The organism is Serratia proteamaculans (assembly GCF_949794035.1).
GTDB lineage: Bacteria > Pseudomonadota > Gammaproteobacteria > Enterobacterales > Enterobacteriaceae > Serratia > Serratia proteamaculans.
In genome coordinates this window covers 575,110-588,180 of the sequence record NZ_OX461105.1, presented here as the reverse complement: position 1 = coordinate 588,180, position 13,071 = coordinate 575,110, and the positions used below count along the sequence as shown (strand labels likewise).

At 57.3% G+C, this 13,071-nt stretch carries 12 protein-coding genes; 1 reads left to right on the top strand and 11 read right to left on the bottom strand.

What is annotated here, in order from left to right:
• Nucleotide 1: 1 nt before the first annotated feature.
• The 6 genes from QOT07_RS02655 to QOT07_RS02630 form a co-directional block, all read right to left on the bottom strand.
• Nucleotides 2-2,242 carry a TonB-dependent receptor family protein gene (locus QOT07_RS02655; protein ID WP_283602533.1) on the bottom strand — a complete coding sequence of 747 codons (2,241 nt, stop codon included), beginning with the start codon at nt 2,240-2,242 and terminating at the stop codon, nt 2-4.
• A gap of 39 nt (nt 2,243-2,281) precedes the next feature.
• Nucleotides 2,282-3,022 (bottom strand): energy transducer TonB family protein, encoded by a 741-nt coding sequence (locus QOT07_RS02650; protein ID WP_283602532.1) that lies wholly within the window; start codon nt 3,020-3,022, stop codon nt 2,282-2,284.
• A 1-nt stretch (nt 3,023) separates the two neighbouring features.
• Nucleotides 3,024-3,431, bottom strand: coding sequence for an ExbD/TolR family protein (locus QOT07_RS02645; RefSeq protein ID WP_283602531.1), 408 nt, complete (start codon nt 3,429-3,431; stop codon nt 3,024-3,026).
• 296 nt (nt 3,432-3,727) lie between these two features.
• Complete coding sequence (locus QOT07_RS02640; RefSeq protein WP_283602530.1) at nt 3,728-4,696, bottom strand: Rpn family recombination-promoting nuclease/putative transposase; 969 nt, start codon at nt 4,694-4,696, stop codon at nt 3,728-3,730.
• Between the two features lie 395 nt (nt 4,697-5,091).
• Entirely contained in the window at nt 5,092-6,012 is a 921-nt protein-coding gene (locus tag QOT07_RS02635) for a L,D-transpeptidase family protein (RefSeq protein WP_207977975.1), read from the bottom strand.
• Nucleotides 6,013-6,178: 166 nt separating this feature from the next.
• A complete protein-coding gene (locus tag QOT07_RS02630; protein WP_283602529.1) occupies nt 6,179-7,057 on the bottom strand; it encodes a helix-turn-helix domain-containing protein in 879 nt (292 codons plus the stop codon).
• A gap of 114 nt (nt 7,058-7,171) precedes the next feature.
• Here QOT07_RS02630 and QOT07_RS02625 point away from each other — a divergent pair, with 114 nt between their 5' ends.
• Nucleotides 7,172-7,990: an AraC family transcriptional regulator gene (locus QOT07_RS02625; protein ID WP_207977980.1), complete on the top strand. Its 819-nt coding sequence runs from the start codon at nt 7,172-7,174 to the stop codon at nt 7,988-7,990.
• 26 nt (nt 7,991-8,016) lie between these two features.
• Here QOT07_RS02625 and QOT07_RS02620 read toward each other — a convergent pair whose 3' ends face one another.
• The 5 genes from QOT07_RS02620 to QOT07_RS02600 form a co-directional block, all read right to left on the bottom strand.
• Nucleotides 8,017-8,787, bottom strand: a complete 771-nt coding sequence (locus tag QOT07_RS02620; RefSeq protein ID WP_283602528.1) for a 3-hydroxybutyrate dehydrogenase — start codon at nt 8,785-8,787, stop codon at nt 8,017-8,019.
• Between the two features lie 12 nt (nt 8,788-8,799).
• Nucleotides 8,800-10,194, bottom strand: coding sequence for a GntP family permease (locus tag QOT07_RS02615; protein ID WP_198404428.1), 1,395 nt, complete (start codon nt 10,192-10,194; stop codon nt 8,800-8,802).
• Nucleotides 10,195-10,266: 72 nt separating this feature from the next.
• Entirely contained in the window at nt 10,267-11,190 is a 924-nt protein-coding gene (locus QOT07_RS02610) for a 3-hydroxyacyl-CoA dehydrogenase family protein (protein WP_207977987.1), read from the bottom strand.
• Nucleotides 11,191-11,207: 17 nt separating this feature from the next.
• Nucleotides 11,208-12,389, bottom strand: a complete 1,182-nt coding sequence (locus tag QOT07_RS02605; protein ID WP_283604276.1) for an acetyl-CoA C-acetyltransferase — start codon at nt 12,387-12,389, stop codon at nt 11,208-11,210.
• Nucleotides 12,390-12,412: 23 nt separating this feature from the next.
• The gene (locus QOT07_RS02600; RefSeq protein WP_207977989.1) at nt 12,413-13,066 is read right to left on the bottom strand and encodes a CoA transferase subunit B; all 654 of its coding nucleotides are present in this window, start codon (nt 13,064-13,066) and stop codon (nt 12,413-12,415) included.
• Nucleotides 13,067-13,071 lie beyond the last annotated feature (5 nt).

Sequence of the window (13,071 nt, the reverse complement as noted above, 5' to 3'; positions counted from 1 at the left end):
GTTAAAAGGTGGCTTCCAGCGACACGCTGAAGGTACGTTCTTCCCCGACGTTGTAGTACGGCGTACTGGCCTTCACGCCGTCATAAGGCGCTGCGTTGAAGGTGGTGGTACGTACCGAGGTCAGATACTCCTTGTCGAACAGATTGCTGATGCCAAAGCGCAACGCCGCACTCTTGACGATCTTCTTGTCCACCGGCAAATACACCCCCGCCGCCAGATCGACCACCGTGCGGCCGCCGATCTTCTCGTCGTTGGTCAGGTCACCGTAGAACGAACTGACGTATTTACCGCTGACGCTGCCGTAGTAACGGCTGTCGTCATAACCCAGCGTCATGTTGAGCAGGTTTTTCGGGACGTTCGGCACCTCTTTACCGCTACTCGGTAACGGCAGGCCATTGCTGACAATGTCGCTCTTCTGTTTGGATTGGGTGTAGGTATACGAGGTGTAGTAGTTGAAGTTATGCGGCAACTGGCCGCTCCACTCCAGCTCCAGCCCTTTGTTCTCGACGTTGCCGATGTTCATCATCTCGTAGTCACCGGCCGGGTTGGTGGTGGAGATTTGACGATCGCTGTAGCGCATGTAGAACAGCGTGGCGCTCATCAGCATGTCTTCCTGCTGGAAACGCCAGCCCAGTTCATGGTTCCAGCTCAGCTCCGGTTTGGTGCTGATCGAGTCGCCCACGTTGTACAACACGTAGTTTGGCGGGGTACGCATGTTACGCGTCAGGTTGTAGAACACCTGATTTTCCGGGTTCAGCTTGTAGCTGGCGCTGAAGTTCGGCAGGAATTCATGGTATTTGGCATCACGCTTTTCCGGCACGTTATACAGGCTGCCCTTGTTATCCCCTTTTCGTTCAACGTACTGATAGGCCAATCCGCCGACGAAGGTCCAGTCCGGCGTGGCAAACCAGGTATCCTGCAGCCACACTTTTTGTGCCGGGGTGATGGTGTACTGATTACGCCCCTGCACGGTGTTGCCATTGGCGTCCTTCACCTGATCGGAACCGCCCGGTTTGCCGGAGAGTTGTTCAGGATTACCGTCGTCCTTGATGCCGATAAACGGCTGGGTCTGCGACTGACGCGCACGCTCATACCAATAACCGATATCCAGGCTGTGCTGGTCGTTGATATCCCACTTCAGCTTGGTGGTGATACCCGGCCGCCAGGTCTGGGTCCAGGATGGGCGGTAATAGGTGTTGGACTTCAAATTACTGAGATCGTACTGACCGGCCTTATCCGAAGTATTGGACAACACCGAAGCCGTTTGCCCCGTATAGCTGCCACCGTTACCCCAGTAGTAATACGGCTGCAGGGTCAACGCCAGGTTGTCGCGCAGTTGCAGCTTCTGGGTGAACGACAGAGTGAAGGTGTCAAACGGATTACGGTTAAGTTTGTAGTACTTGTTCAACTGGCCCTTGCTGTTGTATTCCGGTGAGGTGGCGTAGTCGGTATCACGGCCGTCATTTTCAAACTGCGCCTTGCTCAGGGTGCTGTAGTTGACGTTATTCTGTTGGTTGTACTTCATGATCAGGTTGCTGCTGTTGCCGTTACCGTCCTCATACAACGAGTTCATTTCGAACTTGTTGGAGTACTCACGCCCTTCCCCGCGCCACTTTTTCGCCTCGGTGTGTGAGTAGGAGATCCAGTTGCTGAAACCGTTGTACTCACCGGTCTCCAGACGCGCAAAGGTTTTGCTCAGGTTGTTGCTGCCCAGCGTCTGTTTGACGAAGCCGCCGAAATCTTTTGCGGGACGGCGCGTCACCATCCCGATGTTACCGCCGCTGGAACCGATATGCGGGCCGTCCACCTCAGAGGAACCCTGGGTAACGAATATCTCTTCCAGGTTCTCCGAATCGCCCAGCAGGTTCGGGTACACCGCATAGTTGCCGGAGTCGTTGATCGGGATACCGTCCATCGACAGACCGATTTGATCGGAGTTCATGCCGCGCATGGTGTAATCGACACCGCTCAGGCCGCTGGCGTCGTTACTGTTGACGTTCAGGCCCGGAGTGTATTTCAGTTTGTCGATGGCGTTGGCCGCCGCCGGCATTTTATCCATCGCCTCTTTGGTGACGGTAGATCGCGACTTGGCGCTGTCGTCCTGCACCATCATGCCACCACCCAGCGACTGCCCTTTGACATTGATGGTACCGACGTCGGTCGAGTCCGCCGCCAGCGCCGTACCCGGCAATATCGCCGACATCACTGCCAGATAAATCCCAGATCGATTGAAAGATTTCATTGTTTCCATCCCATAAAAATCAAACTGTTATGCCAGGCATCAAGGAGCCTGATAATTGAACGTGGCTGAAAATCGTTTTGTTGTTTGCCCGTTGAAAGCCTCGCTTGGGAACGGCTTCACCTGGCTGATGCTTTGCAGACTGCTCAGCGCCGCGCGGTTAAGCAGCATGCTGGTGGCCTTATTGGCGATGCCGGACGAGAGCACCCGACCGCTGCGATCGACCTCCAGCCAGACTTCGACGTTGCCCTGGGGCCGTTCAAGCGATGCCTGCCGACCGCTGGGGTAGCGCTTGCGCTGCTCCAGCTCACGACGCAACGCCTGCAGATAACCGTTTTCGATCGCCTGCGTATTCACTTTGGGCGCCGCCGGGGCTGCCGGAGTAGGTTGTGTCGCCGGCTTGCTGACCAATGCTCTGGGGGCGGTTGGGGCCGCGACGGGTTTGGCCTTTTCCACCGGCTTGGCTTTTTCTTTCACCGGTTTCGGCTTCGGTTTCGGCTTAGGTACCGGCTTGGCTTCGATAATCGGCTCCGGGGCCGGTATGACCGGCTCAGGAATAGCTTCCGGCTCCGGCGGCGGGGGTTCGGGTTGTGGCGGGGTTTCCACCGGTGGTTCCGGCTGAGGTTCAGGATCCGGTTCGACCAGCGCCAGCTCCATGGTGGTTTCGTCATAGCGCGGCTGAATTTTCAGCGCCGCCTGTTGGCTGGCAAACAGCACGCAGCCCACGACGATCAACGCCGGTAACCAGCTGAAAAGGTGACGTGAACGATAGAGCAGATACATGTCACAGCTTCCGTGTGGCGATAGAGACGGAGTAGAAACCGCTCTGGCGCAGGTTATCCATCACCGCCACCAGCCGCTCTACCGCGACGCCTTTGTCGCTGTTGACGATAATGGTGGTGGTCTGGTTTTCCTGCTGCTGTTGCTTCAGCGTGCTGACCAATGCGCTGAGCGCCAGCGGTTGACCGTCGAGTTGCAGTTGATCTTCAGCACCCAGCGTAATGATCGCCTTCTTCTGTGGTTTCAACTGCTGGGCGCTGCCGGCGGACGGCAACTGGGTTTTCAGCCCAAGGGCTGGGATCACGTTCAGGCTAATCAACACAAAAAACACCAGCAAAAACATCATCACGTCGATCATCGGGATCAGTTCGATGTGCGCTTTGTTCTTTTTCGGCTCGTTCCAGTTACGCATGGCACTCCCTCCCAAAAGCAAAGCAGCCAATATAGAGAGCCTATGTTTACCTTTTGTTACGCTTGTGTGATCTTATTTTCACAACGCACATCATTTGAGAGAATTTTCCCAGCGGGTAACGGGTCAGAGGGGTTTTATAACTGGTTAATTGGATATGATTTTTAATGGAATAATGACGACGGGGAACTTATAACGGTTAATGCATAGGCAGGTAGTTTGTGATTATCCTGACACTTTATAGCAAGGTCTTCAGACCGTGCTTTTGCATCAGGACTTCGGAGGAGGGGTTCACACAATTAATGGCGGATTTGTGCCAGGTCATCGGCCGTCAAACCGGTCATTTTCATTACCGAGTCGTGGTCGATGCCGTTCGCCAGCATGGCGCGGGCAACGGTAAGCTTTCCTTCAAGCACGCCTTCTTGACGCCCTTTCTCAATACCTTTCTCTATACCTTTCTCTATACCCTTCTCGATGCCCTTTTCGATACCTTTCTCGATGCCCTTCTGTTCAAGCTGTTGTGCAATAGTCATTAGTTCATCCCCATGTTGCGGTACCCGCAGTGCCAATTCGCGTACAAAGGCTTCAGCATCGGACGCTTCTCCGGCCAGAAGAATATAGTGTACCAGCGAAATCACCTGTGGCGAAGACAGATAGCCACTCAGCAGGATGGTGGCAAGTTTGTCAGTCAGCTCTGCCAGGTCTCGTTGCCGAATATGTTTCTGCAGCAAGGTCAGTGCGGCCATGCTGCGATGGTCCATGATCTCGTTATCAGGGATAACCGTCACATCAACCAGCGGAAATTCGGCTGTATAGAGTTTTCCCGCCAGTTCCGGATCGTAAAACTCCCGCAGCCAGTTGGTGGAATAAGGATAAGGAGTGCGTTTGCCGGTATAAAACAGGACAGGTATCACCAACGGCAGTTTTTTGTGACCGGCATCCAAATGTCTCTGCATGGCCGCTATTGCATACCGGATTAGCCTGAAAGCCATGTGTTTATCGGGGGTAGACTGATGCTCAATAAGTACGTGGATATAACCATCATCCTCAGTAGTGGTTTTCAGGCTGTAGAGCACATCGCTGAAATACTGGCGAAGGTCATCTTCAACGAAAGAACCGGATTCCAGTTTCAACGTGCTGAGGTCGCAGATGGCACGCAGTTCTGGCGGAAGATGGAGCTCCATAAAATCGCGGGCAATCTCCGGCTGCGTCAAAAATTGACGAAATGCCGCATCGTGTGGCGTTGGCGTTTTGTTTTTCTTTTTCATTCCCTGATAGCCTTTGCGTATTATTTGATTCCACACTATCACAAGCAACCGCCGGATTATATTATCGACCATGGTAAGATGAACGTGTAATACAGAACTTAACGCGAGATAACACCATGAATTAAAATGGAAATATAGATAAACTTTAAAAGTTAATTCTAGAAATAAATATATTAACCTGAATTAAATCAGCATGATTATATTATTTAAAAATAGGTTAATCATGGTTACTAATCTTTGTTATATAAATATCACCCAACGGTAATAAACATTTAAAATATAACTATCCTTTCCACCGGGCGACAATTTACTTACTTGAGTGATAAATCTTTTTGTTTCAAATAACAGCCATAAAAAAGACGCCCGCAGGCGTCTTGTTTGTAGCACTGATTTAATCAGTTCACTTTAACCGGCATACCGGAACGGGCTTTCATCGCCGCGTCCACTTCGCTCTGGTTAACGGCAGCATCCATCATCACTTTGCCCACTGGCGCAGAGATGGTCAATGGCACCGGATCTTTCGACTTCAGCTGTTCTTCGTTAGCGGAAAGTGGGTTGTGCACTTCCAGGTAACGGGAACCGTCCGGCTCAACGCTGGCTTTGATCGGCTCGTTGATGAACTGCACGCGGGTACCGACCGGCACGTTGTCGAACAGGAACTTGATGTCGTCAGCACGCAGACGCACACAGCCGTGGCTTACGCGCAGACCGATACCGAAGTTGGCGTTGGTGCCGTGGATCGCGTACAGACGACCGACGTACAGTGCATACAGACCCATAGGGTTGTCCGGACCGGCCGGGAATACCGCAGGCAGGATCTCACCGTCAGCGGCATATTCTGCGCGCATCTTGGTGGTTGGCGTCCAGGTTGGGCCGTCTTTCTTACGTTGCACGGTAGTGGTCCAGTTCAACGGGGTGTCTTTGCCCAACTGGCCGATACCGATTGGCAGCACGATCACCGTGTTGGTGCCTTTCGGGTAGTAGTACAGACGCATCTCGGCGCTGTTGATGACAATGCCTTCACGCGGAGCGTCCGGCAGGATCAACTGCTGTGGGATGGTCAGGGTGCTGCCGGCCTTCGGCAGGAACGGATCCACACCCGGGTTGGCTTCCAGCATATTGCTCAGGCCCATCTGGTATTGAGCGGCAAAGCTCTCCAGCGGCAGCTTGCTGTCTTCCGGTACGGTGATTTGGATGTTCTCACCCACCAGACGGCTGTCTTTGGCTGGTAAAGGATAGACAACGGCGAAGGCAGCTTGGCTGAATACCACCAGTGCCGTAAACAGGGTTAGTAACGCGCGAATGCTCATTTTCATCTTCGTGTTGGTTGTGGCCACTGGCAGTTATAGGTTATTTCGGCCATGAATGACCGGATGCGCATTATATGTGCACATCGACCTAAGTGTGAAACATTACCGGCGCAATATCGAACTTTTTTGTAACCTGGTGCGGCACGAAGAGGTGTAACTGTGAAAACCGCCGCTAAAGCGCGGCGATTGCCGGTGATATTCTGCGAATGGGGATCAGGTATTCACAGCGGATCGCCGTGCCGCCGGCGCTACAAACGTCACCTGCCGCGGGATAGAAACGCTCGATATCCTTACCCGGCCGCCGAACGGCTTTCATCATTGGCATCGCGGTATCGTACAGGCGGGCGATAAAGTTTTGTAACTCTTCCACCTGCCCCTGATAGGCAAAGCTGGCGTAATCGCCCTGCTCGATCAGCACCGTTTCGCCTTCCGCTCGCTCGTCCGCCAGTGCCAGAGTATAAGCCATGCGTTGCCCACCCCGCAGTCGGCTGTCGGCCTCCAGGCTGGTGAGACCATAGACCACCGAAGACGACTCGGTCTCCATAGGGAGCATCTGACGCCAGGCGTGCTGACGCAGCTCATTTTTCGAATGCAGCAGTTGCCCCAATGTACAGCTACGGTGCTGGGTACACCCGACCAATTGCATCGCCGGCAACGTAATGATCTCCGCCTGCGGCAATGGCCCTTCGGTCAAGCGCAGTGGGGGCTGCATCCCCTGTCCTGACCAGTCCGTACTGCGCCGGTAACCGGCCGGCGGCATACCGAACTGCTTTTTGAAACAGCGAGTGAACGTCTGCTGAGAGTCAAACTGGTACTTGTCGGCAATGAAGGCCACACCGTGGCTGGTGAGCCGCAGTTCACGCGCGGCAGCCGTCAGCCTTCTGCGCCGGGCGTAAGTTCCCAGGATCTCACCGGTTAACTCTTTGAACAGCCGCTGCAGGTGCCATTTGGAATAACCTGATTTAGCCGCAATATCATCGAGCGTCAGCGGCTGGTCGAGGTTCTGCTCGATCCAGGCCAGCAGTGCCGTAATCACCTGTTGCTGATACATACCGCTTCCTCAGAGTGCGAAAACCAGCGCTCACTGTATCGGTTGCCGCGCTAGACCACATTGCACAATCAGGACATAATGTTTTTCAATTACGCCAAACTGAGAATTATTCTCATGACCTTTATCACCGAGCCGCGTTTCGATATCGATCAGGTGCCGCGCGCCATTTTTGCCGTGCAGGGCTCCACCATTGATAAAGATTGGGAGATCACCCATCACCGACACCGCAAGGCACAGCTGATTTATACGGTGCGCGGTATGGTTCGTTGCGAGGTGGAAAACGGTCTGTGGCTGGTGCCGCCGCAGTGTGCTCTGTGGATGCCCAGCAATGTGCTGCATAACGCACAAGGGGCCAGCGCCAGCGAATGCTACTGCCTGTTTGTCGATCAGGATGCTATCGCCGGGTTACCAACCCAATGCTGCACACTGGCGGTATCCCCACTGCTGCGTGAGCTGCTGTTCCAGGCCAGCGGGTTCGAACAGCTGTACGACCAACAGGGGCCCGAAGGACGCCTGGCCAGCGTGCTGCTGGATCAATTGGTCAAAGCGCCGGTTGAGAACCTGCACCTGCCGGTCTCCAATGATGCACGCATTCGTCAGTTAACCGAGCGCCTGTTGGCCAACCCGGCAGACAAGGCGACGCTCAGCCAATGGGCGCAGCGTATCGGCATGAGCGAACGCTCGCTCAACCGCACGCTGCAACAGCAAATGGGCATGAGTTTTGGTCACTGGCGGCGACAATTGCACGTGGTATTGGCGCTGCAACGGCTGACCCAGGGCGATAGCGTGCAGCGCGTGGCGTTGGATTTGGGTTACGAGAGTGCCAGCGGCTTTGTCACCATGTTCAGAAAAGCGGTGGGCAAACCCCCGGCGCGTTATCTGGCGGAGAAAAACGCAGCGGATCGGGCACAAGGGGCCGGGATCGTCATGTAATGACGAACACTGCCCCGACTAAAAAGTTACTGCGCCAACCAACCGCCATCCATATTCCAGGCGGCCCCGCGCACCTGCACCGCCGCGTCACTGCACAGGAATAACGCCAGTTCGCCCAGTTGTTCCGGCGTCACAAACTCTTGCGAAGGCTGTTTTTCCGCCAGCAAATCATCACGCGCCTGCTGCGGATCCACCCCGGCGGCAACCCGCTTGTCGATCTGTTGCTGCACCAGCGGCGTCAGCACCCAGCCGGGGCAGATGGCATTACAGGTAATGGCGCTGCGGGCGGTTTCCAGCGCGATGGTTTTGGTCAGCCCCACCACGCCGTGCTTGGCCGCCACATAAGCGGCCTTGTCTTTGGACGCCACCAGCCCGTGCACCGAGGCAACGTTGATAATGCGCCCCCAGCCGCGCTCTCGCATGCCCGGCAACGCCAGACGGCTGGTGTGAAACACTGACGACAGGTTAATCGCGATAATCGCATTCCACTTGTCGGCCAGGAAGGATTCCAGCGGAGAAACGTGCTGAATACCGGCGTTATTGACCAGAATATCGGTGCCGCCGAACTCCAGCTCGACATAGCGCATCAGGTCGGCAATCTGCTGCGGATCACTGAGATCCGCGCCGTGGTAGCCGGGCGCGGCGCCCAAACCCGCGATATGTGCCTTCGCCTGCTCCACCTCGCCAAAGCCGTTGAGGATCACCTGGGCGCCCGCGGCGGCCAGACTGGACGCCAGCCCGAGACCGATACCGCTGGTCGAGCCGGTCACCAGTGCAGTTTTACCTTGTAAATTCATGTTATCGCTCCTTTAAACAATGCCGGTCAGGTAGAACACGCCGATCACAAACAGCACTGCGGCGCTCTTGATCAGGGTGATGGCGAAGATGCCGCCATAGGCTTGTCGATGGCTAAGGCCGGTGATCGCCAGCAGGGTGATCACCGCGCCGTTATGCGGCAAAGTGTCCATGCCGCCGCTGGCCATGGAAGCCACCCGGTGCAGCACTTCCAGTGGGATCTGCGCGGCGTGGGCGGCAGCGATAAAGGAATCAGACATCGCCGCCAGCGCGATACTCATGCCGCCGGAGGCCGAACCGGTGATGCCCGCCAGCAGCGTTACGCTGACAGCCTCGTTCACCAGCGGGTTGGGGATGGTCGCCAGCGCCTTCGACAGCACCAGAAACCCCGGCAGCGCCGCGATCACCGCGCCAAAGCCGTATTCCGAAGCGGTGTTCATCGCCGCCAGAATCGCCCCGCCGACCGCCGTTTTACTGCCCTCCGCCAGCCGCCCGCGAACGTTACGGAAACCAAAAATCAGCACCAGCAGAATACCCGAGACCAGCGCCGCCTCCACCGCCCAGATGGCGGTGATCTTGCCGATCTCGGTGGTGATCGGCTTGGCCAACCCCGGCAATGTCAGCTCGTGGCTGACGCCATACCACTGCGGGATCCAGTGGGTAAACCCCAGGTTCAACAGCCCGACCAGGATCAACGGCATAATGGCGATCAGCGGATTGGGCAGATTGATGTTGTCTGGGGTTTCAGGCTCATTCAGCAACTCGGTGCCGTAACCTTCGCCCCGTAGTTGCGCCTTGCGTCGCTGGCGTTCAAGATAAAACAGGCCGACCGCGATAATAAACAACGAACCAATCAGCCCCAGCCAGGGTGCTGCCCAGGCGTTGGTACCGAAAAAGCTGGTCGGGATGATGTTCTGGATCTGCGGCGTACCGGGCAGTGCATCCATGGTGAAAGAGAACGCCCCGAGCGCCACCGTCGCCGGGATCAACCGTTTGGGGATCCCGCTCTGGCGGAACAGCTCAGCGGCAAAGGGGTAAACCGCAAACGCCACCACAAACAGCGAGACGCCGCCGTAGGTCAGCAGCGCGCAAACCAGCACAATCACCGGAATGGCATGGCGACGGCCAAGAATGTTAATCGCCGCGGCCACTATCGAACGGGAAAACCCGGACAGCTCAATCAGTTTGCCAAACACCGCGCCCAGCAGAAACACCGGGAAATAGAGTTTGACGAAGCCGACCATCTTTTCCATAAACAGCCCGGTGAAGGTCGGGGCGACCGCGCCGGGATCGGTCAACAACACCGCGCCCAGCGCGGCTATCGGGGCAAACAAAATCACGCTGTAGCCGCGATAAGCGGCCAGCATCAGGACTCCCAGTGCTGCCAGGGCAATCAAAACGCTCATCATCACTCCCTATTGCCCTTGATGTCTGAACAACTCCAGCCATGTTGAGCAACTCATTATTGTTGTTGGGTGCGGTTAAGGTTTCAGGGCGAAACGCAGTTGGTGCGCCCGCCGCTGTTGAATGCGTTCCCTGCGTGCTTCATCCCAGTGATAAAACCCCTGGCCGCTGCGTTGGCCAGTGTTGCCCTGACGAAGCTGTTCCTCCACCAGTGCCATCATCTTTTCATCGGTCGCCAACTCTGGCAGCAGGTGGCGGGCGATATCTGCCACCGTCTCCAGCCCGGTCATGTCGGCGGCCTCCAGCGGCCCAACCATCGCGTAGCGCCGCCCAAGCGAAGCTCGCATCACCTGATCCACCACCTGCGGGCTGGCGATGCCGCTTTGCACGATGTACAGCGCCTCGCGCAGTAGCGCAAACTGCAGCCGGTTGCCGACAAAACCCGGTGCGGCGCGATCCAACAGCACCGCTTCCAGCGCCATGCCACTCAGTAACTGCTGCACCGCGGCCAGATGGCGGGGATCGGTGGCGCTGCCGGGCACAATTTCCACCAGCGGGATCAGGTGGGGCGGGTTCCAAAAATGGGCGATCAGCAAGCGCTGCGGATGGATCATCCGCACTGCCAACTCGTCCGGCGGCAGGCCGCTGGTGTTACTGGCGATCACCGCGTCGTCGGCAATCAGCCCTTCCAGTTGTTCATATAACGCGTGCTTGAGCGCCAGGCGTTCCGGGATCGCCTCTATCAACAGCCGGGCGCGGGCCAGATCATTGAGATCGCCGGTCACGCTCAGGCGCGCCAGCACCGCCGCCTGTTCCGTCGCTGCAAACTGCCCAACGTCGGTCAGTTCCGCCAAAATACTGCCCGCGACCGCCGGGACTTCCGCCAGCCGCTGCGGATCCGGGTCGTACAGCAGGATGTCATGACCATGGCGGGCGAAATGGGTGGCGATGCCAATCCCCATCAGCCCGGCGCCAAGCACTGCATAGTCAGGTGAATGCATAGCTTCCTCCCAGATAATCAGCCGCGCTCGACCGCCAGCGCCACGCCCTGTCCGCCGCCGATACACAGCATCGCCAGCCCCTTATTGACCTCACGCCGCTGCATCTCGTGCAGCAGCGTGACTAATATGCGACAGCCGGAAGCGCCGATCGGGTGTCCGAGCGCTATCGCCCCGCCGTTAACATTGACCCGGGCGCTGTCCCACTCCAGTTCACGGCCGACGGCCAACGCCTGTGCGGCAAAGGCTTCATTGGCCTCGATTAAATCGACTTCGCTCAGCGACCAACCGGCATTAGCCAGACAGCGACGCGCCGCCGGTACCGGGCCGATGCCCATGATCGCCGGATCAACACCCGATGCCGCATAGCCGGCAATGCGCGCCAGCACCGGCAGCTTCAGTTCGGCAGCCTTCGCCGCACTCATCAACAGTACCGCCGCCGCACCGTCGTTAATCGAGGAGGCATTACCGGCGGTCACCGTGCCGTCCTGGCGGAATGCCGGACGCAGCCGGGCCAGACTCTCCAGCGTGGCGTCAGCGCGGAGCTGCTCATCCGACGCCACCCGCAGCGGTTCGCCCCTGGGTTTGGGCACCGCTACCGGGGTGATTTCCGACGCAAAATGCCCGGCCTGCTGCGCGGCCTGGGTTTTCTGTTGTGACTGCAGCGCAAACTGATCCTGCTCGCTGCGGCTGATGGCGTATTTATCTGCCAGATTTTCGGCGGTGATGCCCATGTGATAATCGTTGAAGGCATCCCACAGGCCGTCCTGGATCACGCTGTCGATCAACTGGCCGTGGCCCAGACGCAGCCCGGCACGCGCGCCGTTCATCAGGTACGGCGACTGACTCATACTTTCCTGCCCTCCGGCGATAATCACTTCGGCGTCACCACAGCGGATCGCCTGCACCGCCAGATGGATCGCCTTCAGACCCGAACCGCAGACCTTATTGATGGTCAGCGCCGGTACGCTATAGGGCAGCCCGGCGTTCAGCGCGGTCTGACGTGCCGGGTTCTGGCCACAACCGGCCGTCAGCACCTGACCGAGGATCACTTCATCCACCTGAGCCGCTGGAACACCGCTGCGCGCCAGTAAGGCTTTCACCACCACCGTGCCCAGATCCACCGCCGACAACGTAGCCAGCGCGCCCTGAAAACTGCCAATCGGCGTGCGCGTAGCCGCCACAATCACCACCTGTTGCATGGTTTTCTCCTTGGGTAACGTCATCAGAAGCGCATCTCCGGTACCAGTGTCGGCACGATCAGCCGACCGGCGGTTTTGGCGACAATCTCTTCCACGCTGACGCCGGGGGCTCGTTCGCGCAGCACAAAAGCACCGTTTTCAATTTCCAGGTAGGCCAGATCGGTCAGAACCTTGCGAATGCAGTGGGCTCCGGTCAGCGGCAGCGTGCAGTGCGGTAACAGCTTGGACTCACCACTCTTTGACGCGTGGGTCATCACCACGATGATATTTTCCGCGCCTGCTACCAGGTCCATCGCACCGCCCATGCCCTTCACCAGCTTGCCGGGGATCATCCACGAGGCAATATTGCCCTCAACGTCCACCTCAAAAGCGCCCAACACGGTGAGATCAACATGGCCGCCGCGGATCATGGCGAACGACTGCGCCGAGTCGAAAATCGAGGCGCCGATACGGGCGGTCACCGTTTGCTTGCCGGCGTTGATCATGTCGGCGTCCAGCTCTGCCTCGGTCGGAAAACCGCCCATGCCCAGCAGGCCGTTTTCGGATTGCAGCATCACGTCCATGCCCGGTGGTACATAGTTGGCCACCAGCGTCGGAATGCCGATCCCCAGATTGACGTAGTCGCCGTCACGCAGTTCTTGTGCCACGCGCTGCGCCATTTGTTCACGGGTAAGCATGGGGT